This window comes from Polymorphospora sp. NPDC050346, assembly GCF_040655695.1.
GTDB classification, from domain to species: Bacteria; Actinomycetota; Actinomycetes; order Mycobacteriales; family Micromonosporaceae; genus Polymorphospora; species Polymorphospora lycopeni.
The window spans coordinates 214,661-235,852 of the sequence record NZ_JBFAKM010000003.1 but is presented as its reverse complement, the minus strand read 5'-3'; the positions used below and the strand labels follow the sequence as shown (position 1 = coordinate 235,852).

Sequence of the window (21,192 nt, the reverse complement as noted above, 5' to 3'; positions counted from 1 at the left end):
TCGGGCGTTCCAGTGCAGGTCTCGGTGGCCAGCCTGCATGAAGATCCGCAGCGGCTTGCGGGGGACGCTGGGGATCAGGTCCGGGTAGGGGTTGCCGGCGGGCATCTGCACGAAGCTGGACAAGAAGCAGATCGCTCGCCGGAACTTGTCCGGGCGTTGCCACGCGGCGGTGAAGGCGCCGTTCCCGTCGCTGCTGCCACCACAGATACCCCATCGGTCGGGGCGTCGGTGATCGAATAGCGCTGCGTGACCTGCGGGATGATCTCGGTCAGCAGGAAGGTGACCAGGCGGTCGTCGAAAGCGTCGTACTCGATGTTGCGGTTCTTCGGATTCTGCGTGTCCGCGAGGACGCCGGGGTCGACGAACAGGCCGACGGTGACCGGGATGTCGCCGCTGTGGATCAGATTGTCCAGCACGACCGCGCGCGGACCTCGCCCTCCGGATCGAGGTACCACTGTCCGTCCAGGAAGACGATCAGCGACGCGGGCTGCGACCGGTCGTACTGAGCCGGCACGTGAACCCAGGACTTGCGCGACGTACCCGGGTAGACAGCGCTGCCGTCCCAGTTGAACTCTGCCGTCTGACCCACCGGCACCCCCGCCCGGCGAGAAGAGTCAGGCCCCCCCGTTCGGGTCCGCCAGTTCCAGCAGGCGCCGCGCCGCGGCGAGGATCCGCTCGTCGGTGTCCGCGCCGCTGTCAGCCAGATCGTCACCCAGGACCGCCCGCCAGCGGCCCGGCTCGACCTCGCGCGCCTCCAGAGCCTCCTGTGCCTGCGGACGTCCGACGAGGCGACCCCGCAACAGGTTCTTCAACCCGCCGTACGTGTCAGCGATCACCGTCCTGGCCACGTCCGTGGAACCTGCCGTGGCACCTGCCACGAGGGCAGCGATGATCACCTCAACACCAGTCACCATGACCACCTTCCGTGGAGAGAGACGACGATTTTGTCACCAGTGGACAACCCGCTGACGCCCGCGCCACCCAGGGGTAGTTTTCTCCTCCTCGGCAGGATGCCAAGTCAGGAGATGTCCGGTCCCAGGGGGTCACTTCAGGAGGGCCCGGGAAAGCCTGTGCTCCCAGTTCTTGGTGGCACAGCGGACAGCGGCGGTGGCCGCGGTCGGTTACCTCGCCGAGGTGGTGGTGGTGCCCGTGCCGGTCTCCGCGGCGAGTTGCTCCACCCTGGCCAGCGCGGTGCGAAGTATGTCGAGAGTCTCGTCCGCCCGACCCTGTTTCTCGAGCAGGTTGGCTAGAAGCAGGGTGGTGGCGGCGAGTTCGTGTCGTGGCCCGGTCCGGTGGTAGTGGGCCACCGCGGCCCGTAGGTGACGGTGCGCGCTGTCGGCGTCGCCGGCGTCGGCGGCGAGCATTCCGAGTACCCGGGCGGCCCGGGCTACCCGCGGGCCGTCACCGCCCGCCGTGAGTGCCGCGTCGAGTAGCGGCGTCGCCTGGTCCGGCAGGCCCACCGCCCGGTACACCTCGGCCAGTTCCACGCCGGTGTCCAGCGCTGGTTCGGTGGCGGCGGCCGAAGTCAGGATGTCGTGTGCGATGGTGAGGTCGGCGACCCCGCCCACCGGGTCGCCGGCTGTCCATCGACCCCGGCCCCGGGCTCGGTGGCAGAAGGCCAGCTCGACCCGGAGCAGTGCCTGGCGGATCGCCTGTCGGGCCTGTTCGGCGGCGATGGCGGCGGCGGTGAGCTGGCCGTCGTCCAGCAGTGTGCGAGCTACGGTCAGGTGCAGTGCGGTGACATGGTCGGGATCGGGTGACCCGGCGAGCGACAGCGCCGTCTCGGCGGCGCTCGCGGCGGCGTCCTCGTCGCCGAGTTCTCCGTGGCAGACCGCGAGTTCGGTGTGTAGGACGAGCAGTGCGATCGGATCCGGCAGTCCGGCCCGAACCAGGTCGTCCCGAGTGTTGGCAAGTAGGTACGCGGCATACCGGTGTTCGCCTCGTTGCCGCAGCGCGGCGGCCCGCCCGGCCGTGGCGTCGGCGCGTAGCCACGGCGGGGAACCCTCTGGTGGCTCGGCCCGTTCGAAGTGGCGTTCGGCGGTCTGTGGATCCCCTTGGAGCAGTGCGAGCCGGCCCAGCCCGAGCCAGCCACGTGCGACCTGTCCTGGATCGTCGGCGCCGGTCGCCGCTCGCCGGTAGACGTGTTCCGCCCCGGCCGGATCGCTTGCGGCCGTGCGGTCCGCCTCGGTCAGTGCCAGGTCTGCCCGTACGGCCTCGGCGGGAGAGCGTCCCGTGGCCAGTTCGGTGGCCGGTACGCCGAGCCGGTCGGCGAAATGGGTGAGTGCGTCACCGGAGGGCATCCGCCGTCCGCTCTCCACGGACGAGACGTAGGCCGCGGTGTAGCGCGGTTCGGCCAGCTCCCGTTGGGTGAGGCCGCGCGCGGTGCGTAACGCGTGCAGCCGCAGGCCGAGCGTGGCCGGGTCTCGGTCCGGTACGGCGACTTCCGTACTCACCGCAGCCGCTCCGCGGCGCGTAGTCCCCGCTGGAACGCTTCGCGGGCATCCTGGAGTCGACCCCACTCCAGCAGGAGTTCGCCGAGTTGCCGGCAGCAGGACACCACGTCTGCCATCAGATCCGCCTGCTCGTAGCGGTCTGCGGCCCGTCGCAGCAGCCGCTCGGCGTTGTCCCGCTCGCCCCGGACAGCGGCCACCCGACCGAGTAACCGGTCCGCCTCGGCCATTCCCTCCGCGTGACCGTTGGCCAGGCTGGTCGCGGCGGCGACGGTCGCGAGTTCGTACGCCTCGTCAAGGCTGCCCACCTGACGCAGCGCCTCGGCCATTTCCAGTGTGGCGCCGGCCTGGTCCTGCACGGCACCGACATCACCGAGGATGTCGCGGGCCCTGCGTAGTTCGGCCACTGCCTCGCCCGGCCGCCCGGCGCGGCGCAGTACGTAGCCCCGGGCCCAGTGACACAGCGCCAGCTCCCGGGTGAGGCCGAGTTCGACGTAGCGGCGGCCGGCCTCGGTCAGGTACCGCTCGACCTCATCGAGTTCGTCGCCGCTGCGGCGCAGTTGCCCGGCAACCGCGTAGAACTGGGCCACCCACTCCTGGTTGTCCACCCGGGACAGCAGCGGCAGCGCCTGCCGTTCCAACCGGCGGGCACGGTCGCGCCAGTCAAGCTCGAGGAAGGTGTACATCAGGGCATTGGCCAACCGTAGTTCGGCGTCGGGATCGGCGGCCGGGCTGTCGCGCAGCGTCCGTAGTGCCCCCTCCAGCAACGCGACGGCCCGGGTGGCGGCACCACCGATCAACAGGCAGTACGCCTGCCGGCTCACCACTGCGGCACGCAGTGCCGTGGCTCCGTCGGGCAGGTCCGTGGCGAGCTGTTCGTAATGGTGGGCGGCGGTGGTGGTCTCGCCCCGGTGCAACTGGATCTCGGCGGTGTAGTAGCCGACCCAGCCGGCCAGCTCGACCAGACCGTAGCGTTCGGCCTGATCGCGGACGCGGAGCAAGGTGGCAGCGGCGCTGTCCAGTCTCCCCCGGGACAGCGCCCGTCGGCTTTCGTTCAACTCGCCGACGAGTGCGACGGCGACACCGGGCGGCCGGCCGTAGCGCAGGTCGTCGGGATCTGTGTCGAGCCGGGCGGCGAGGTGGCGCAGTACCTCGTCGGTGGGGATGCGTACCCCCGCCTCCAGTGCCGCGAGGTAGGCGCGGCTGTAACGCGGTTCGGCCAGCTGCTGCTGGGTGAGCCCGAGCGCCCGGCGCAGCCGCCGGATCCGGGCGCCGAAACTCTCCGGCGGAGCCCCGAGATCGTCGCCGCTGCGAGCGCTTCCGTCCGGCGCCGTACTCGTGGCACCGGATCCCGGCGCGGGGGTGGCACGCGAGCGCGCGACGGCTCCTCTGTCGACTTCCGTCGCCATGCCACCTCCTTGCCCGACACCTTAGCCGGACGGCCGGTTTGGGCGCAGGTGCCGGCGGGTCAGAGCTCCGCTGCCCCTTCCCGAACCTTCGAGTGATTGACGCCGGGCTATTGACGCATCGGTAAGGTTCCCTTACTGTTCCCGCCACAAGCAACATAACAGGTGTTAAGTCCCGAGTAGCAGGCGTCGTGGTTCCGCTTCCGCGACGTCAGCGAACCCACATCCGAGGAGCTCACAATGGCCCGACGAAAGGTCGCCCTGGCGGCCGGCATCGGGGCCGCGATGATCGCGGTCCTGGGAATCACCGTGCACGCCAACGCAGGCACCGCACCCCAGTTGCGCCCCGTCGATGGCGCGGTACCCGCACCCGCGGGCGTCGCCCCGGAGATGTTCGCCGCACTCCAGCGCGACCTGCGACTCACGCCGGCACAGGCCCGCGACCGGCTCACCACAGACGAAAAGGCCAGCCGAGTCCAGGAGGTGCTGCGCACCAGCCTGGGCAACCGCTACGGCGGCACCTGGATCTCCCGTGACGGGAAAACGGTGACGGTCGGCGTCACCGATGAGGCCGATGCCGCTACCGTCCGCGCTCTCGGCGCCGTGCCCACCCGGGTACTCCGCAGCGAAGCGCAACTCGACGCACACGTGGCCCGACTCGACGCGCATAGCGCCAAGGCGCCGTCCACCGTCAAAGTCTGGTACGCGGACACGACCGAAAACACCGTCGTGGTGCTCACACACGCTGCCGGCCTGAAGGCCGCACGGGCATTCGCGCTCGCCGCCGGGGTCGACCCGGCGGCCGTACGGGTCGAGGTGACCACCGAGGACCCCAGGACCTACATCGACGTGATCGGCGGCAACGCGTACTACATGAGCGGAGGCGGCCGCTGCTCGATCGGGTTCTCGGTCAACGGCGGCTTCGTCACCGCCGGACACTGTGGTCGGACCGGGACCCGCACCACCCAGCCGTCAGGCACCTACCGAGGCTCCACCTTCCCGGGTCGTGACTACGCCTGGGTGCAGGTCGACGCAGGCAACACCCCGCGCGGCCTGGTGAACAACTACGCCGGCGGCACCGTCGCCGTGGCAGGCTCCACCGAGGCTGCGGTCGGCGCCGCCGTCTGCCGTTCGGGATCGACCACCGGTTGGCGCTGCGGCACCATCCAGCAGAAGAACACCTCGGTGACCTACCCGGAGGGCACGGTTTCCGGCGTCACCCGCTCCAACGCATGCGCCGAGCCGGGGGACTCCGGTGGCTCCTGGCTCTCCGGCAATCAGGCCCAAGGGGTCACCTCCGGCGGATCGGGCAACTGCCGCACCGGAGGGACGATGTACTTCCAGCCGGTCAACCCGATCCTCGCCGCCTACGGGCTGACCCTGGTCACCTCAGGCTCCAACCCGCCGACGACCCCGCCGCCGACCTCCAACCCGCCGGGCGGGACCACGTGGCAAGCCGGAAGCGTCTACGCCACCGGCGCCACCGTCACCTACGGAGGAGTCAGCTACCGCTGCCTGCAGGGGCACACCGCCCTCGTCGGCTGGGAACCGCCGAACGTACCGGCCCTCTGGCAGCGTCTGTAGACCGAATCGCCTTTCGGAAGCACGGGTCCGACCACGACCAGGTGGCCGGACCCGTCACGGCGTGGCGGCGTGTTGTCACAGGGCGGCGCCGGCCGGCGTCTTCATGTCACACCGGCGACAAGGAGACGACGATGACCAGTACAACCCGCGTTCCCCGCACGAAGATCACCGGCCTCTATGGCGCCCTGCTGAAGGTGGCGATGCGCAAGATGGTCGGCGGCGTGCCGGAAGGCGCCGAGGTGATGTGGCACCACCCGCGCGTCTTCAAGGACATGATGAAGTTCGGCGGCCGTACCGAGAAGTGGGACCGGATGGACCGTGGCCTGGCATCGTTGGCGACCATGGCCGCGGCAGCCGAGGTGGGCTGCAGCTTCTGCCTGGACCTCCACTACTTCAAGGCCCACAACAAGGGACTGGACGAGGCGAAGGCGCGCGAGGTCCCGAGGTGGCGGGAGTCCTCGATGTTCACGCCGGTCGAGCGTCGGGTGATGGAGTACGCCGAGGCGATGTGCCAGACCCCGGTGACGGTCACCGACGACATGACCGCCGCGCTGCTCAAGGACCTGGGCGCTGCCGGGGTGCTGGAACTGACGGCCCGGGTGGGCGTCATGAATCTCACCGCCCGCGCCAACGTCGCCCTCGGCATCCGTTCGCAGGAGTACGCCGCGACATGCGGCCTGCAGCCCCTGGCCAACAAGGTCGCACACACGTGAGCGGGGACCCGTTCCTCCGGCACCGGAGCCTGCTGTTCACCGTGGCCTACGAGATGCTCGGTTCGGCCGCCGACGCCGAGGACGTCGTACAGGAGGCCTGGCTCAAGTGGGCCGGCGTCGACCAGGCCGAGGTGCGCGACCCGCGGGCCTACCTGGTCCGGGTCGTCACGCGTAAGGCGCTCGACCGGTTACGGACCCTGATCCGGCGGCGCGAGGAGTACGTCGGTCCGTGGCTGCCGGAGCCGCTGCTGACCAGCCCCGATGTCGCCGACGACGTCGAGCTGGCCGACAGCCTGTCGACGGCGATGCTGCTGGTGCTCGAGACGCTCACCCCGACCGAGCGCGCGGTCTTCGTGCTGCGCGAGGTCTTCGATCTCGGATACGACGAACTGGCGGAGGCCGTGGGCAAGACGCCCGCCGCGGTGCGACAGATCGCGCACCGGGCCCGGACCCGCGTCGCCGAGCGGCGTCCCCGCGGCGCGGCCTCCCCGGCCGAGGCCCGGGGAGCGCTCGAGGCGTTCCAGCGGGCGATCGAGACCGGCGATCTCCAGGGCCTCGTCGACCTGCTGGCGCCCGACGTGGTCGCACTGGGTGACGGCGGCGGCGTGAAGCAGGCGATGCCGCGCCCGGTCATCGGCGCCGACAAGGTGGCTCGCCTGATGACGGCCGGCCTGGCAACCGTCGCCGACCGGTTGTCGGCGGAGTTGGTCCAGGTCAACGGCTGGTCGGCGCTGCTGCTCCGGCTGGACGGGGAGATCGACAGCGTCATGTCGGTGCGGGTCGTGGAGGGACTGGTCACCGGTATGTACACCGTCCGCAACCCCGAGAAGCTCTCGCGGATCCTGCAGGAGGTGTCGCTCAGTCGCTGAACCCGGTCCGTCGAACAAGTTCGGTTTTCCCTGCGCATAGCAGGGGCGGATGTGGCCGGGCGGGTCGGCCGGGGCACCGTGTCCGGGACCCCGCGCCGACCCGCCGAGGTTTCGGTTGTTACATGACGTGCAGGAAGCTGGACCAGCCGTGTCCGATCTTGACCGGGGTGGCGAGGCCGGCGCCGCTGTGTGGGTAGTACCAGAGGTTTCCGCTCGCGTCGACGCCGAGGATGTCGGCGGCGCCGTCGCCACTCCAATCCGAGGCCATGACGTGTCTGAAGGTTGACCAGCCGTGTCCGATCTTGACTGGAGTGGCGAGGCCGGCGCCGCTGTGTGGGTAGTACCAGAGGTTTCCGCTCGCGTCGACGCCGAGGATGTCGGCGGCGCCGTCACCGCTCCAGTCCGCGGCCATCACGTGCTTGAAGCTGGACCAGCCGTGTCCGATCTTGACCGGGGTGGCGAGGCCGGCGCCGCTGTGTGGGTAGTACCAGAGGTTTCCATTCGCGTCGACGCCGAGGATGTCGGCGGCGCCGTCACCGCTCCAGTCCGCGGCCATCACGTGTTTGAAGGTCGACCAGCCGTGCCCGATCTGTGTAGGGCCGGAGAGCTTGTAGTTGTTGTTCGGGTAGTACAACAGCTTCCCGGACGAGTCGACACCCAGGATGTCGGCGGCGCCGTCACCGCTCCAGTCGGCGGCCATCACGTGCTTGAAGGTCGACCAGCCGTGTCCGATCTTGACCGGGGTGGCGAGGCCGGCGCCGCTGTGTGGGTAGTACCAGAGATTTCCGCTCGCATCGACACCCAGGACATCGGCGGCACCGTCACCACTGAAGTCGGACACTCGTTCACCGTCGGCCCCCGGTAGGCCGGTGGACAGGCGGTTCTGGCTTACCGGTCTGGTACCGGTGGGGTAGTTGGTGCCGACCTCCACCGTATTGGGGATTTCGCGGCTGACCTGGGAGTCGCAGTAGACGACATTCCAGTGCAGATGCGGACCGGTCACGTTTCCAGTGGCGCCGGAAGTGCCGATCTGCTGCCCCTGGGCCACCCTATTCCCTTTGCTGACAGTGGTGCCGCTGAGATGGGCATACTGAGAGCAGCGATTGTTGCCGTGGTCGATTAGCGCGATGATACCGCCACCGGCGCTCCACCCCGCATAGTGGATGATGCCAGCCGCCGAGGCCACGATCGGGGTTCCTTGCGCCATGGCGAAGTCAACGGCATGCCGGTTATAGGCGTCATTGTGGGAGAAGCCGCTCCCCGGGGTCTGGGTAATGGTGTACGCGTGTCCAGCCCGGTAAGGCAGCTTGAACGGTGCGCCACTGCCGGCATGCGCAGACTGCTGAGAAGTCATGACTCCGAGCCCGGCGACAAGTGCAGCCAGGCTCGCTGCGATATGGCGACGCAAAGTGACCTCCATGTTCGTGGGTGGAGTGGAGGGTCGAACTTGTGTATGTACGCCCTTGTGGGACGGACTGTCGGGCGCGACCTGGCCAGAGAATGTCCCAACGAGACCGAGACTGTCAAGAACGCCAATGCCCTTCCGCGGATCGGTCTGCCGTTCCGACACGGCTTGCCAGCGATTGGCGGCTGTACTTCGCCGCTTTGGAGCCGGGGGAGTGCCCCGGGCTGGTTGACTCGCGGGATTGAGCGGGTTCAGGGCGCCGGGCAGGTGTTCGACCTGGAGCTGGATCGGGATGCCCTCGATGACGGGCGGGTCACCGTCGTGGTCGATCCAGCTGGTGCGGCGGCTCGGGCGGGGCGGCGTCGGCCCCGGGTTGTGGTGTCGGTGGTGGTGCGAGCGCGCGAAATATACCTTCACTGCCGATGGTCAACATGTAGACAATGTTCGTCGACCTGTCTATCGTCAGCACAACCTAGCGATGCCCTTCGATTCGAAAGAGGTCGTCAATGGTGCACATCAGACGATGGACCAGCGTCGCCGCAGCACTGCTGGCGACAGAACTCCTGGTCTCGGGCACCGCCGCGCACGCTACCGCGTCGCACCCGGTGCGGATGAGCGTCGAGGACGCCGTGACCGCCAAGCTGCGCGGGCAGGTCGAGGCCGAGGCGGCGAAGCACGCCGGCAGCTCCGCGGCAGAGCACGCCGAAAGCTCCGAGACCCGCGTGACCGTCACCCGCAAGAACAGCCAGTGGGCCTTCGGTACGGCCGTGGCCGTCACTTCCCACGAGAAGGACGTCCACCCGACCGGCGCGGTCTTCATCGCCCGTGCCGAGGCCGGGACGTGGCGGGTGAACTTCGACGGCGAAGCCGGGTTCAGTGCGCTGGCCGCCGAGTCGCCGCTGGTGAACAAGCAGGAGAAGGCGGTCTTCACGAGCACCCCGACCACCATGCAGGCAGGCGGCGACTACCGGACCGGGATGGCCCTGCCGTTCGCCGTCGGCCAGACGTGGACGCTGACCAGCGGCCCGCACGGCTGGGGCGGCTACGAGACGCCGTACAGCTCGATCGACCTGGCCGGCGGCGACCAGGTGGTCCGCGCGGCGCGGGCCGGCACGGCGTACACGATGTGCACGGGGTGGATCCGGGTGATCCACGACCGGGGCTACTCCACCGACTACTACCACCTGTGGAGCAGCATCTCGGTCAACGGCGCCGCCGTCGGCCAGGGTGCCTACCTGGGCTACACGGGCACCGATGTCACCTGCGGCGGTGCGGCGTCCGGCCGGCACGTCCACTTCGGGCTGCGGCAGAACAGCGCGTACGTGAGCATCGCCGGCCACGGCCTCGGCAAGTGGGCGTTCGAGAACGGCGCCTCCGCCTACCAGGGTGGCGCCCGGCACGGCTCGACCTGGAGAGGCGCCGGCGGTGCGGTCTACAACTACGGGGCGCTGGGCTTCAACCAGGCGGTCGTCGACGCCAACGGCGGGGGCACGGTGAACAAGCGGTCCGGACCCGGAACCGGCTATGCCGTTCGGGGAACGGTGGGCGACGGCGCCACGGTCACCGTCTCCTGCTCCGCCAACGGCACCTCGCACGCCGGCCGGTATGGCACCACCAGCCTCTGGAACCGGCTGAGTGACGGCACCTGGGTGACCGACGCCTACCTGTGGACCGGGGTGAACGGCCCGATCAACGGTTGGTGCTGACGGGCACCCCGTCAGCGTTGTATGGCAACACGCTCGAGTCGCTCGAGCAGTTGACTCGCTCCGGCGGCCGCCTGGAAGTCTTCAAGGTGCCGCTTCCGATCGGCATCCGACGCGTAGAACGAGCGCAGAGTCACGCGGGTTCGTGGCGCGGCGGCGTCCTCCGCCTCAATGATCATTGTTGAGCGCGACGGAGCCAGCCCATGCTCTTTCGAACCTTGGTGGAGGTAGGCAACCCGTTTGTCTACCTCCACCTCCTCGAAGAGGTACACGTTCTCGTATCGGGCTCCGTCCGGGCCGTGCATCACCACGTCGAATCGGCCGCCATCTCGCAGATCGAGTTCGCGTACCGTACTCGTGAAGCCATCGGGTCCCCACCAGTACGTGATCGCATCCGAGTCGGCCCAAGCTGACCAGATCTGTTGGGGCGATGCGGCCAACACCCTCGTGACTTCAAGGTCGGGCGCAATCGGATCGTTCGTCATTCGGGGATAGTACGTATCTCCGACTTCGAACTCGGGCGGTGGGGTTCTTGCCTGCTCGCCTCTGCAAGATCCAGGGCGGTTCACACGGAACGGGCCGGCCTCTACTGTGGATGAGGTGAGCGAGGATTGGAACGAGGTGTTTGGTTGACTGGTGATCATCGGGGTGGTGCTACTGGTTGAGGAAGCCCGACGAGGCGATGAAGGCGCTCGACAAGGCCGTCGTGACGGTGGACCCCGCGGGGATCGAGCCCGATGACTTTCGGCCCAAGATGGTCGGGATGGCCCTGGTCTGGTTGGAGGTCCGCCCGTGGTCGGCCAAGTCGTGGGAGGAGTCCGTAGGCCGGAAACACCCTGGGCTGACCGGCTCGCGGCGGCGCGCCAGAACCGTCGAAGCGATCATCGAGACGATTCCGCCCTTGAAACCGTGACGGCCCGAGGCGGGTCGCCGACCGAAGGCGCGAGCGGCAGCCGTACCCGGAAGGTGGCTCCTCCACCCTGCGTCTCGACCACCTCGACGCCGCCCTGATGTGCGGCGACCAGGGCGGCGACGATAGCGAGGCCCAGGCCCGCACCGGTCGCGCCGTCCGTCCGCCGGGTCCGGGCCACATCCGCGCGGTAGAACCGCTCGAAGACCCGCTCAGCCTGATCAGGCGAGAGACCTGGACCGGTGTCTGCGACCTCCACGACGGCCAGGTCACCCGTTTCCCGTCGCAGCCGGAGGGTGACGGTTGCCCCGGAGGGCGTGTGGGTGATCGCGTTGGTCATCAGGTTCCCGAGGATTTGCCGCAGCCGGGCGTCGTCGCCGTATACCACCAGCGTGCCGGCGCCCTGTGCCACTTCCAGCCCGATCGTACGTTCGGGCGCGACTGCGGCAGCGGCTTGCACCGCGTCGGCCGCCAGCATCGGCAGTTCGACCGGTGCCAGTGTCAGCGGCCGTTCCTTGTCCAAGCGGGCGAGGAGCAGCAGATCCTCGACGAGAAGACCCATCCGGGACGCTTCATCCTCGATCCGTCGGACCAGCCGGGCGGTCTCCTCCGGCGAGCCGACGGCACCCTGCCTGTACAACTCGGCGAAGCCGCGGATCGTGGTCAGCGGAGTACGCAGTTCGTGCGATGCGTCCGCCACGAACTGCCGCATTCGCTCTTCCGAGCGCCGGGCCGCGGCTTCCGAGACCGCCTGCGCGGTGAACGCGGCCTCGATCTGGGCAAGCATTGCGTTGAGTGCCTGGGACAGCCGTCCCAGCTCGCTGCGCGGCTCCGGCACGCCGGGCTCCGGGTCCGGTACCCGCTTGGTCAGATCGCCGCCGGCGATCGCTGCAGCGGTCCGCTCGATCTCCACCAGCGGCCGAAGACTGGTACCTACGATCGCTGCCCCTATCGAGGCGAGCAGCAGCAGGACCATGCAACCGACCAGTACGTCGATCAAGATCAGCTGCCGGACGGCCTGGTCGACGCCGGCCAGGCTCTGCCCCACGACGAGCAACTGCTGGTCGTTGAGCTGTCCGACGGTGACCCGCCAACGCAGGTGATTGCCGGCCGCGTGGATTGTCGAGATCTTGTTGACCCTCTGCTCGTACCAATTGAGGCTGGTTGGCCAGCTTGGGAGGTCCGTGGCGGCGAAACGCTGATCCGTGACCGTCCGCCCCACGCCTGCCTGTTTGTCGATGAGTACGGCTACGTAGTCGGTCGGCAGACCGGCGGTTTGGTTGATGGGGACCTGACCGGTCGCCTTCACCCGGTTGACGAACCCGCCCAGTCCCGCGTCAATCTGATCGACCAGATAGCGGTGCAGGAAGAAGGAGCTGCTCGCGCCGATCACCACCAGGGCGGCGGTGACCAGGGCCAGGACCGCGGCGACCAGCTTGACCCGCAGGGGAATGCCGCGGACCCGACCCTTGAGCGGCAGGTGGACGATCATGCCGCCGGCTTACGCAGGAGCAGTTCGAGGATGTTGGGACTGTCCCTATAGGCGAGCAGAACCTCGCTCCCAACACATGGGATCATTCGGTGACTATCGCAGCGGAAGCTGAATATCTTATGGTCGTCCTCTGAGAGGATGCCGAGAGGAAGAATGCATCGGCGGGAATCCGGATGCCGCGTGCGGACATGCCGGCCGTGGTCCGGGTGGCAATCGGCGATGTGGGCGGGCGGCGTCGACCTCGAGGATGAGCCGGTCTGGACGGGTATCCGTCGCGGGCATCGTCGTGCGCCGAATCCGTGGTCGGCGACCGGTGCCCGGGATCGCGGACACCGGTGCGCCCACCGCGAGGTCACCGGCGGGTGACGGTGACCTGCGGCGCGGTCGCGATCATGCTTGCCGCGAATCGGGCCGAGGCGGCCTGGCCCGCCGCCGGAACACCGATCCGGTCTCCGGCCAGCGCGGTCACGTCCACCACCCGGGAACCGCCCTGCCAGGTGCCGGCCGCGGCACCCAGACCGAAGTGCAGGGTGTGTTCCGGCTGGGCGAGCGTCAGGGTGGCCAGGTCACCGGCGAACAGGCAGAGCCGGGTGCTCGGCGACAGCATTCGGTCGCCTGGACGGAGGTACGGAGTCCACCTATCAGTCGGCCGACAGAGAAGACAAGCAGGTATCCCTCGAAAAGATGTCGGAACCGTGTCACGGGACGCTATGCAGTCGCGATGATTCGTACCCGCTGCGGTCCAGGACGGAGGGAACGTCATATCCGCATTGCGCGCCGAGGAGATCTGCGCCCCGACCAGCACACACGCTCCCTGCGACAGCGATCTCCGCCGTCGGACCGTGACACAGCCACCGAACACCAGGAGTGTCAGGTAGCTGTTCGGTCTGCATGCCTTCGCTCGATGATTCCTCCCATCGGCTTCCGTGAAAGCCAGCTCGTTGCGGATGATGGGCTGGTCGATCGGGGGGTGGGCATGTTGCTGACCGATTCCATCCATACCAGCCTGCGCGCGGCGACGGCGGCAATCCGGTATACGCAGGAGCAGACGGCGGCCGCTGACCACGCCGCGCAGGAGGTAGCCGCATACGCGGCGGGGGCAGGCTTCATCGAGATCGCCCAGCAGATGACCAGAGTCGGCGACCTGCTCGGGCAACTTCAGGCCGGGATCGGCCGCCTATCGGTGATGGTCGACCAGACCGGGACGGCGGCGGCGAACGCGTCCACACAGCCCACGGCCGGGCAGATCACCGCTGTGTTTGCCCTGCTACTGGATCGTCTGGGCACGCTTTCCGCCGAGGTCCGGCGACTCATCGGCCAGGTTGACCAGGCCAAGGCGTTGACCAGTGTGATCCTGCGGGGCGGCGATCCCGGCGTGATGATGGCCCGGCTGGACGCGGTCCAGCAGGCCTTGGTCATCGTCGGGCAGCACGGTGCCGCCACCCTGCGGAATGTAGAGGCGGTCGTGGCCGAGGCAAAAGCGCTCGGAGGCTCGGGAAAACGGCCGTGGGTGCGGTACTACGACGAGTACGAGGGAAACGGGAAAGGGATCCGGCCGTGAAGTTCGCCGTACAGTGGGGCCGCAACACCGCCGTCCGGGTCGCCACCGTCGAGGAACTCGACACCGTGCTCGACCACATCACCCACGAGCGGCGGCCACAGGTGGTAAACCTGTTCGACCCCGAGCACGACGATCCGTGGGACGAACAGAGGCTCCTCCAGATCGGGCTGGGGCACCCGGACCGGTCGTTTGCATATCTGGAGCCCGACCAGGTCTGGGCCGTCGATACCACCCTCGAATCCGTTGCCGAGCCGATCTGGTTCGACTACGGTGGCACCCCGACCGAGTACTCGACGGCCAGGACCCGTATCCACCCGGCAACCGCCCGGCAGGCAGCACGCGACTTCCTGGCCACTGGCGGACAACGCCCCGGCCACATCGACTGGCAATCAATGACGGAACAGGTCTGAGGTCAGGTCGACTGCCATCCGTCGACGCCGGGCCAGGCTTCGCGCACGTTGATACCGAGACACAGCGAGATCAGATCAGGTCCGCGGGGCGGTCCACGATCGCAGTACGGCCGCCCACGAGCAGGCCCTGCTCGCCGCCCGGAGTGACTTCCTGGCCGCGCACCAATGACCTGGCGAGACAGCGGCGACCGGGGGGCGGCGGCCGCCACCAGACACCTCGGGACAGTCCCCACGTGGGAACGGGAGTGCTCGATGATGATCACGCCCCAAGATGCCGTGACCGGGCGCTCCCGGCGGCGGCCGATCGCCGTCGGAGACTCTCGTTGCTGATCGCGGCAGGTCAGTTCCTCTCTTCGCGGACATCCCTGCCCTGTTCGGCGAACGCCTTGAAGTCCTGCATGTGCTGCTGCGACTGTTTGTGGAGGGCACCGGGCATCAGAAGCCCCACCAGCCGCATCAGCAGGCCACTGAACCGGTATTCGCTCTCGCTCTCCCAGAGCGTCGTCTCCGGATCGGCTTCGGTCAGCCGATCGCGCACGACGCTCCACATGCCCGCGCCGACGGTCTCGCGGTCGAAGTGAACGACGCTCTCTTTCGGGATCCCGTGCAGGTCTGCCGGATCCCGGCGGGTGATCGTTTCGGTGCACTCGAACTTCCGCCGCCCCGACTGCAGCACGACCCGTGACGTGGTACCGAGCTGCCCGTGTATCCCGTTCACCGGCTCGTGCAGCACCATGCCCCGCAGCCACTTCGGTAGGTGTGCCGGGTCGGCGAGCAGTTGGGCCACGCGCTCCCGCGGCAGGGCGATCTCGATCGAGTTGGTGTATTTCATCGCGCATTCTTCCTAGGTGTGGGACCACATGCTGTTGTGCTGCTCGTCCTTCTCCGCGACGCAGGGGCCTGACATCCGTCCCGCGATTGACGATTCTCGTCAGGGGTGCGAGCGCCATGGATGCCGGTCAGCCCACAGCAGCGGGGATGTCAGGTCGGGTCGGGTGCGTAGAACTTCGTGGTGGCCTCGACCGCGGCCGCGACGTGCTCCGGTTCGCCACCGGCGGCCAGGTGAGCCTCGCCCCAGGCCGCGGCGCTGCGCCGGATGAACTCGCGCCCTTCGGGCGACATCTGAACCCCGTCGTGGTCGGTGGTCTCGCCGCCGGCCAACAGTCGGGCAAGGGCGAGGAGAGCCAGGTCCCAACCAACGCCGCCGGCACCGGGGCCGTAGGTCGGGAAGAGGGGCTCCTCGACGACCGCCGCGTGGATCAGCGCGAATTCGGTGTCGCCGGTCGGGCCCGGGGCCAGGCGCACCTCCACCTCGCTCGTGCCGGGCCAAGCGTCCGCGTCCGGCCCGTAGAGCCACGACACCTTGAGCAGGCGCGGCGGCTCGCACCGGAGGATCTCGCCGTGCTCACCACCGTCCAACTCGAACTTCCCGCCAGGCCGCAGATCCCCGGTGACCGGTTTCAACCAGCGGCGCAGCCGCTCGGGGCTGGTAACGGCGTCCCAGACGTCGTCGATCTGCGCTGCGTATCGCCGCCGCACCTCGATGGTGTACGCGTCGCCCGCGGGCACGCTGCCCTTGCCCATTGCCCGCCGCGCGGCGGCCAGTTCGTCCAGTACGTCTTTCATGTCATGTTCCCCTCGCTGATGGATCTGTCTCGTCCGCATCGGTGCCGGACCCGGCCGGTCGGGCGGGCTCCCCACCAGCCGGAGCCCGAGCTGCACGCCTGCCCCGGGCCAGTTCGGTTCCCAGAGCGTCGAGGCGCTGTTCCCACAACCGGCGAAACCGGTCCAACCACGCGTCAACCTCGCTCAGTGGCGCGGGCTCGACGGCGTAGAACCGGCGAGCGCCCTCGGCCCGCACCGACGCGAACCCGCTGCCACGCAACACGCGCAGATGCTGTGAGACAGCCGGCTGGGAGAGTCCGAACTCGGCCCGGACCACGTCCGTGATCGCGCCAGAGGTCAGCTCACCGTCGGCGAGCAGCTCCAGAATGCGCCGGCGTACCGGGTCGCCGAGGATGTCGAACGCGTGCACGATCATGGATCGTACCGGTCTTCACTTATATAAGCCAGTGTTGGCATCCTGGCGGGCATGGCAGCGGATGGCGCGATCCAGGCGGCGGCGATGGTTGCTCCTCCGATCAGGATGGGGACCGGCGCTCCGTAGCGGTAGGCACGGTTTACCGCGATGCCCGCGATCACAAAGGCGAACGAGCCTGGTTCTGCGTCATGCGGATGCTTTCTCACGGGTCGGGGATCTTGTCGAGGTTCGGGCTGGGCCGTGTTCGCTCGCGTTGCGTGCGCGGCTGAGGCCGACAACGCCGACGATTACGCCGATCATGCCGACCACGCCGATCAGCGAGAGGGCGACGCCTCCTGCGGTCCACCAGGCGAGGGGGCCGAAGACCTCGGAGAGGTGAAACGGGGGAGCGGCGACGATATCCACGCTTGCCTCACACGCAATGGTGTACTCGCCGCGTGCTGTGGCGGTGACGCGGCCGAATGATTCGTAGCGTGTTCCGCTGACGAGGGTGTTGAGGGCGCTGGCCGGTTCGTAGGTGACGGTTGCCTCCACGCCGTTGCCCGTGTGCGCCCGGCATGTCTGGTGGTCGGCGTGTTCGAGGTCGGCGACCGGGGCGAGAAGGAACACGGATTCCCTCGGGTCGAGTTCGACGGTTCCGGTCGGGGCGAGGCGGGTGGTGCTGTCCGCGTAGCTGAGGGCGCTGGGGACGAGGGCGAGACTGCCCACGAGCACGCCGAGAACGGGACCGCTGATCGTCAGAATCGCGCCGAGGATCAAGGCGATGACCGCTCTGGCCCGAATCCGGTACGTCGATCCCGAACTCCGCCGTTCCAGAGAGCGTTGTCGAAGGTGACGACGGGCGATGCCTCGATACGTCCTCTCAGTCCCCCGAGAACCCCCAGAAGTAGATCTCGGACGGGCTTGCCGGCGTCGTCGTGCAGCACCGCGCACCGGCCGAACCAGCGCTGCTCCGCCAAGTCGCCGATCTGCCCGACGTGCGCCCTGGTGCATGACCACGCCGTACAGCGGTATGCGACTACGTACTCCTGGGGTCGGTCCTGCGGACCAGCATGTACCCGTATGGGGGCTCCGCTTCTTCGGCCGGGGTGCTGCCCTGGAAGACCAGGGCGAAACCGGCGGTGGCGAAGCGGTCCTCCATTTCTCGGGCGGAGAGCCAGTACCGGTCGAAGTCGATGCCAAAGCTCTCGACGCGGCTGCCTGGAGCGTTACGGTGCAAGGTGCCGTCGCCGTGCTTGAAGGCCGTCACCAGGTATCCGCCGGGCTTGACGACTCGGCCGAGCTCGGCGAACGCACGTTCCCTGGCGTCCGGCGCAAGGTAGATCAACGAGAACCAGCACACCACCCCGGCCAGCGACGCGTCCTCGAATGGCAGCTCGCGCAGGTCGGAGACCTCGTATGCGAAGCCTGGGTGCTCTCGCCGCGCTACTTCGACCATCTTGGGCGACAGATCCACCCCGCGAGGCGACAGACCCCGGCTCGCGAGGTAAGGAAGAAGCCGTCCGGTGCCGCAGCCCACGTCGGCGACCTCCGCACCCACGACCAAGGTCATCTCAGCGAACAGGGCGAGCATGGCCCGCTCGACCGGCATGCTCTCCAGCACCCCGACCAGATTCTCCGCATACCACTCCGAAAGCACGTCGTGCGCGTCCCGCAGTTCCTCGGTCCTGGCGTCCATACCCCGTTGCCTTCCCGTCGAGACCGTCGTGACGGCGAATCTATCCCTCGTCGGCCTACGGGCTCCGATCAGAGTCAGGTACTCCAAACGCCCAGGGTCAGGTTGACTGGCGGCCACGGTTACACGGCGATCAGCGATTCAGTGCCCGCTCCCGCGCTGCTCGCACATCAGCGCGGAATCCGGCCGTGCGCCAACCGTAATGGTCGATACCCTGGCCGGCATGGCCATCGCTCGCTTGCCCCTCATCGCTATCGACTGTCCCGATCCTGGTGCGCTCGCCAGGTTCTACGGCGCGATGCTCGATTGGAAGGTCGACGTCTCCGCCGACCGGGCCTCGGCCTGCCCTGAGGACGGCCAGTGCATCGCCTTCCATCGGGTTGCTGACTACACGCCGCCGACGTGGCCGACCCAGGAGCGACCCAAGCAGATGCACCTCGACATGCTCGTTGATGATCTCGATGCCGCCGAGGCAGCGGCAATCGATCTCGGTGCAACCAAACACCCGGACCAGCCCGGTACGTCCTACCGGGTCTTCCTGGACCCTGCAGGTCACCCCTTCTGCCTTTGTCTGGACTGATCCAGATCGGAGCCCTCGGCGCAGCGTTCGCGGTCATCGGCAAACCAGATCCCGACGCATGCGGACCCAAAACAGTGCGACGGTGATCGTCCGCCACGACCGTGAGGGCCGGGCCGGGCTACCCGACCGGCCCCAACCCGGCTCGCCCCGCCGTGGACCGCATCCGGACCCTGCTGACCACGCCGAAGGCCTGGGCCACCCTACGGATCTGGTGTGCCCTGGGCTCGGCCGCCTCAACTGTTTGCAGCCGGGCCCCTTCCCAGTAGTAGCGCAACGTCCGCCGCCAGTTCGACGGTTGCGTCGATCTCGGCCTTGCGAATTGACACGCTTTCCACATTGAAGCCGTAGGGCATCTTGAGATGCTGGCAGAAGTCGGCTAGGTCCTGGGCGATCGAGACGGCCTGCCGGCACGATTCCGCAAGCGGGTCACTGGCATAGCGGATGGAGTTCTCCAGCCAGCGCGGCACGTCCACGCCGAGCCACCGGACGAACTCCAAGGTCTTGAGCGAGCCGCACACCGATAGCGTGAAGATCACCGGACGCGGCGCGATCGCCCGAGCCCGGCACTCGTAGAAGTAGTCGGAGATGAGGTTCTTGGTCTCGTTCACGTGATAGACCACCTGTGAGACGAAGAATGAGCAACCGCGTTCCTGCTTGGCAAGCATGCGCAGATGCTCGTCGTGGCCGCGGGTGTGCCGCTCTCCGATGACGACTCCGCCAAGCATCAGCTCCGGCCGCACCTGCTGGTGCGCGGCGTGAGCCGACCGCAGGTTGGTCCGCACCGGCTTGTCCCTGGACGACGGACCGACGAAGACGCTGAGTACCCGCTGCGGATCGGCCTGGCTGAGCCAGTCCCGTAGTTCCTCGTTGCGGTATTTGCCGATACAGCGGTAGATGACGACCGGAAGATCGCCGGCGCTGAGGTGGTCGGCGTAGTACTGGGCAGGATCCAGTGTCGGCAGGAACGGGAACGGTCGTTCCTCTGGGCGACGATCGGATTCGTCATCGATGTCGTACAGAATCAGGCCGTCGATCGGCAGCCGGGCCAGCCGCTCTGCCGTGACCGCCGCGATCTCCTTGACCCGCTGCTCGGTCTCGTGGCGCTTGGGCGGCGTGAGACTGAACAGCAGGATGCCTGAGTCTCCTGCGGCGAGCATGTCCCGAAGCCCCGGCGATTCTGCCACTCCTGGTCCGCCACCGGCCGGCTCGCCTACGTTCAAGGGTCCAGACTCCGACATGAGCAGCACGCTACGGCCTGGCGCACCATCGAACCCGATGGGCCGTTCGTGATCCCAATCTCTGAGTTCAAGCCGGGAAACCACAAGGTAGGTCCGGACCTTCGGCTCGTCGACGTCCGGACCTACATCGCGAGTCGCCGGTCAGCGCCGGGGTCATCCGCAACCTTCAGCCGGACGCGACAGCCTCCAACGATTCCTTCGCCGGCCGCACCAAGACCTTCACCGACCCGCGGCTCTGCGAAGCCATCGTCGACCGGCTCACGATCGACGGCAACCTCATCGAAACCGGAACCGACTCCTACCGCCTGGCGCACACGTGCTCGCGCCGAGCCGCACGGCTGACACGCCTCACCCGGCACGCCGGTCGCGCAGCAGGCGCGGGTGGTCGAACAGAGTGTTGTCGACGACCACGTCGACCAGCCGCAGTGGATCCACCTCGGCCAGATACAGCCGTTCAGCCACGAGATAGCGATCCCGGTGCACCGCCTCGGCCTGTGCGCCAGCCCAGTCCTGGTCACGGTGGGTGCCCCGACGCACGGAGGTGTCCTCGTCGACATCCAGCCAGATCCGGAAATCCCAGAAGCCGTTGATCTGCGGGCGGAACGCGAAGACACCATCAACAATCAGCACCGTGTCCGCTGCCGCCACAGCGACAACGTCACGATGATCGATCTGCGTCAGCGGATCGATGCTGCACAGCACGCAGTCGCCGGACCCGTCGGGGCCCGCTGGTTGCAGCAACAGCGACACCACTGCGTCGTAGTCGAAAGCATGGCGGTAGTAGCCCTCGCCGGACTCGCGGTCATACAGATGCCGGTCACGCCACGGCCTCTTGAAGTCGTCCAGACTTGCACGCAGCACCGGCCGGCCACGCGCGCTGATCTGCTGCGCCAACTCGTGGCCGAAGCTGGTCTTGCCCGCGGCGGTCAACCCGTCGACGCCAACCCGCAACCGCCTGTCGCCACACGCCAACACGCGGTCGGCGATCTCCGCCAGCACCGCCAGACGCTGCTGCGATGCCCGGGGCGGCAGCGGCTGTTGCCACGTCGACACCGACATCTGCACCGCGGCCCGACCATCCATGACTCGGAACCTATCGCAGTCGACCGGCACAGATCATCAGCACCCAGAGACGGGCCCAGCTCAGCCCGCCCA

Annotated in this window: 24 protein-coding genes and 1 pseudogene; 9 read left to right on the top strand and 16 right to left on the bottom strand. The window is 68.2% G+C overall.

What is annotated here, in order from left to right; all coding sequences use genetic code 11:
• Window positions 1-74: 74 nt before the first annotated feature.
• The 5 genes from AB0I42_RS05450 to AB0I42_RS05430 form a co-directional block, all read right to left on the bottom strand.
• A complete protein-coding gene (locus tag AB0I42_RS05450) occupies window positions 75-416 on the bottom strand; it encodes a hypothetical protein (protein WP_357534434.1) in 342 nt (113 codons plus the stop codon).
• Window positions 401-589: a hypothetical protein gene (locus AB0I42_RS05445; protein WP_357534432.1), complete on the bottom strand. Its 189-nt coding sequence runs from the start codon at window positions 587-589 to the stop codon at window positions 401-403. The genes AB0I42_RS05450 and AB0I42_RS05445 overlap by 16 nt, the downstream gene beginning before the upstream one ends.
• 25 nt (window positions 590-614) lie before the next feature.
• Window positions 615-911 (bottom strand): hypothetical protein, encoded by a 297-nt coding sequence (locus tag AB0I42_RS05440; RefSeq protein ID WP_357534430.1) that lies wholly within the window; start codon window positions 909-911, stop codon window positions 615-617.
• A gap of 210 nt (window positions 912-1,121) precedes the next feature.
• The gene (locus tag AB0I42_RS05435) at window positions 1,122-2,453 is read right to left on the bottom strand and encodes a helix-turn-helix transcriptional regulator (RefSeq protein ID WP_357534428.1); all 1,332 of its coding nucleotides are present in this window, start codon (window positions 2,451-2,453) and stop codon (window positions 1,122-1,124) included.
• Entirely contained in the window at window positions 2,450-3,859 is a 1,410-nt protein-coding gene (locus AB0I42_RS05430) for a helix-turn-helix transcriptional regulator (protein WP_357534426.1), read from the bottom strand. The genes AB0I42_RS05435 and AB0I42_RS05430 overlap by 4 nt, the downstream gene beginning before the upstream one ends.
• 237 nt (window positions 3,860-4,096) lie before the next feature.
• On the opposite strand from AB0I42_RS05430, the gene AB0I42_RS05425 reads away from it, so the two are divergent.
• The 3 genes from AB0I42_RS05425 (at window position 4,097) to AB0I42_RS05415 (ending at window position 7,022) form a co-directional block, all read left to right on the top strand.
• A complete protein-coding gene (locus AB0I42_RS05425) occupies window positions 4,097-5,440 on the top strand; it encodes a carbohydrate-binding protein (protein ID WP_357534424.1) in 1,344 nt (447 codons plus the stop codon).
• Window positions 5,441-5,571: 131 nt separating this feature from the next.
• Window positions 5,572-6,153, top strand: coding sequence for a carboxymuconolactone decarboxylase family protein (locus AB0I42_RS05420; protein ID WP_357534422.1), 582 nt, complete (start codon window positions 5,572-5,574; stop codon window positions 6,151-6,153).
• The gene (locus tag AB0I42_RS05415; RefSeq protein WP_357534420.1) at window positions 6,150-7,022 is read left to right on the top strand and encodes an RNA polymerase sigma-70 factor; all 873 of its coding nucleotides are present in this window, start codon (window positions 6,150-6,152) and stop codon (window positions 7,020-7,022) included. Before AB0I42_RS05420 ends, AB0I42_RS05415 begins: the two co-directional genes overlap by 4 nt.
• 118 nt (window positions 7,023-7,140) lie before the next feature.
• Here AB0I42_RS05415 and AB0I42_RS05410 read toward each other — a convergent pair whose 3' ends face one another.
• A complete protein-coding gene (locus AB0I42_RS05410; protein WP_357534419.1) occupies window positions 7,141-8,442 on the bottom strand; it encodes a peptidoglycan DD-metalloendopeptidase family protein in 1,302 nt (433 codons plus the stop codon).
• 494 nt (window positions 8,443-8,936) lie between these two features.
• Here AB0I42_RS05410 and AB0I42_RS05405 point away from each other — a divergent pair, with 494 nt between their 5' ends.
• Window positions 8,937-10,133, top strand: coding sequence for a peptidoglycan DD-metalloendopeptidase family protein (locus tag AB0I42_RS05405; RefSeq protein WP_357534418.1), 1,197 nt, complete (start codon window positions 8,937-8,939; stop codon window positions 10,131-10,133).
• Between the two features lie 11 nt (window positions 10,134-10,144).
• Here AB0I42_RS05405 and AB0I42_RS05400 read toward each other — a convergent pair whose 3' ends face one another.
• Window positions 10,145-10,615, bottom strand: coding sequence for an SRPBCC domain-containing protein (locus AB0I42_RS05400; protein WP_357534416.1), 471 nt, complete (start codon window positions 10,613-10,615; stop codon window positions 10,145-10,147).
• Between the two features lie 176 nt (window positions 10,616-10,791).
• Between AB0I42_RS05400 and AB0I42_RS05395 the strand changes: the two genes are divergently transcribed.
• On the top strand, window positions 10,792-11,043 hold the full coding sequence (locus tag AB0I42_RS05395; protein WP_357534415.1) for a hypothetical protein: 252 nt from the start codon (window positions 10,792-10,794) through the stop codon (window positions 11,041-11,043).
• On the opposite strand, the gene AB0I42_RS05390 is transcribed toward AB0I42_RS05395, so the two are convergent.
• Window positions 11,012-12,532 carry a HAMP domain-containing sensor histidine kinase gene (locus tag AB0I42_RS05390; RefSeq protein WP_357534413.1) on the bottom strand — a complete coding sequence of 507 codons (1,521 nt, stop codon included), beginning with the start codon at window positions 12,530-12,532 and terminating at the stop codon, window positions 11,012-11,014. The genes AB0I42_RS05395 and AB0I42_RS05390 overlap by 32 nt on opposite strands.
• A gap of 352 nt (window positions 12,533-12,884) precedes the next feature.
• The gene (locus AB0I42_RS05385; protein ID WP_357534412.1) at window positions 12,885-13,139 is read right to left on the bottom strand and encodes a hypothetical protein; all 255 of its coding nucleotides are present in this window, start codon (window positions 13,137-13,139) and stop codon (window positions 12,885-12,887) included.
• A gap of 297 nt (window positions 13,140-13,436) precedes the next feature.
• On the opposite strand from AB0I42_RS05385, the gene AB0I42_RS05380 reads away from it, so the two are divergent.
• Complete coding sequence (locus AB0I42_RS05380; protein ID WP_357534410.1) at window positions 13,437-14,093, top strand: DUF6244 family protein; 657 nt, start codon at window positions 13,437-13,439, stop codon at window positions 14,091-14,093.
• Complete coding sequence (locus AB0I42_RS05375; protein WP_357534408.1) at window positions 14,090-14,503, top strand: Imm1 family immunity protein; 414 nt, start codon at window positions 14,090-14,092, stop codon at window positions 14,501-14,503. The genes AB0I42_RS05380 and AB0I42_RS05375 overlap by 4 nt, the downstream gene beginning before the upstream one ends.
• Window positions 14,504-14,843: 340 nt before the next feature.
• Here the strand turns inward: AB0I42_RS05375 and AB0I42_RS05370 are convergent, their stop codons facing one another.
• The 5 genes from AB0I42_RS05370 to AB0I42_RS05350 form a co-directional block, all read right to left on the bottom strand.
• A complete protein-coding gene (locus AB0I42_RS05370) occupies window positions 14,844-15,335 on the bottom strand; it encodes an SRPBCC family protein (protein ID WP_357534406.1) in 492 nt (163 codons plus the stop codon).
• A gap of 149 nt (window positions 15,336-15,484) precedes the next feature.
• Window positions 15,485-16,129: an SRPBCC domain-containing protein gene (locus AB0I42_RS05365; protein ID WP_357534404.1), complete on the bottom strand. Its 645-nt coding sequence runs from the start codon at window positions 16,127-16,129 to the stop codon at window positions 15,485-15,487.
• Between the two features lies 1 nt (window position 16,130).
• Complete coding sequence (locus tag AB0I42_RS05360) at window positions 16,131-16,538, bottom strand: metalloregulator ArsR/SmtB family transcription factor (protein ID WP_357534403.1); 408 nt, start codon at window positions 16,536-16,538, stop codon at window positions 16,131-16,133.
• 192 nt (window positions 16,539-16,730) lie between these two features.
• The gene (locus tag AB0I42_RS05355) at window positions 16,731-17,303 is read right to left on the bottom strand and encodes a hypothetical protein (RefSeq protein ID WP_357534401.1); all 573 of its coding nucleotides are present in this window, start codon (window positions 17,301-17,303) and stop codon (window positions 16,731-16,733) included.
• Window positions 17,304-17,562: 259 nt separating this feature from the next.
• Complete coding sequence (locus AB0I42_RS05350; RefSeq protein ID WP_357534399.1) at window positions 17,563-18,222, bottom strand: class I SAM-dependent methyltransferase; 660 nt, start codon at window positions 18,220-18,222, stop codon at window positions 17,563-17,565.
• Between the two features lie 220 nt (window positions 18,223-18,442).
• Between AB0I42_RS05350 and AB0I42_RS05345 the strand changes: the two genes are divergently transcribed.
• Both AB0I42_RS05345 and AB0I42_RS05340 read left to right on the top strand, forming a co-directional pair.
• Window positions 18,443-18,799: a VOC family protein gene (locus tag AB0I42_RS05345; RefSeq protein WP_357534397.1), complete on the top strand. Its 357-nt coding sequence runs from the start codon at window positions 18,443-18,445 to the stop codon at window positions 18,797-18,799.
• A gap of 65 nt (window positions 18,800-18,864) precedes the next feature.
• A pseudogene (locus AB0I42_RS05340) lies at window positions 18,865-19,023 on the top strand (IS630 family transposase); the annotation flags it as partial.
• 9 nt (window positions 19,024-19,032) lie between these two features.
• On the opposite strand, the gene AB0I42_RS05335 reads toward AB0I42_RS05340, so the two are convergent.
• Both AB0I42_RS05335 and AB0I42_RS05330 read right to left on the bottom strand, forming a co-directional pair.
• Window positions 19,033-19,983: a 5,10-methylenetetrahydrofolate reductase gene (locus AB0I42_RS05335; protein WP_357534396.1), complete on the bottom strand. Its 951-nt coding sequence runs from the start codon at window positions 19,981-19,983 to the stop codon at window positions 19,033-19,035.
• Window positions 19,984-20,385: 402 nt separating this feature from the next.
• Entirely contained in the window at window positions 20,386-21,120 is a 735-nt protein-coding gene (locus AB0I42_RS05330; RefSeq protein WP_357534394.1) for a uridine kinase, read from the bottom strand.
• Window positions 21,121-21,192 lie beyond the last annotated feature (72 nt).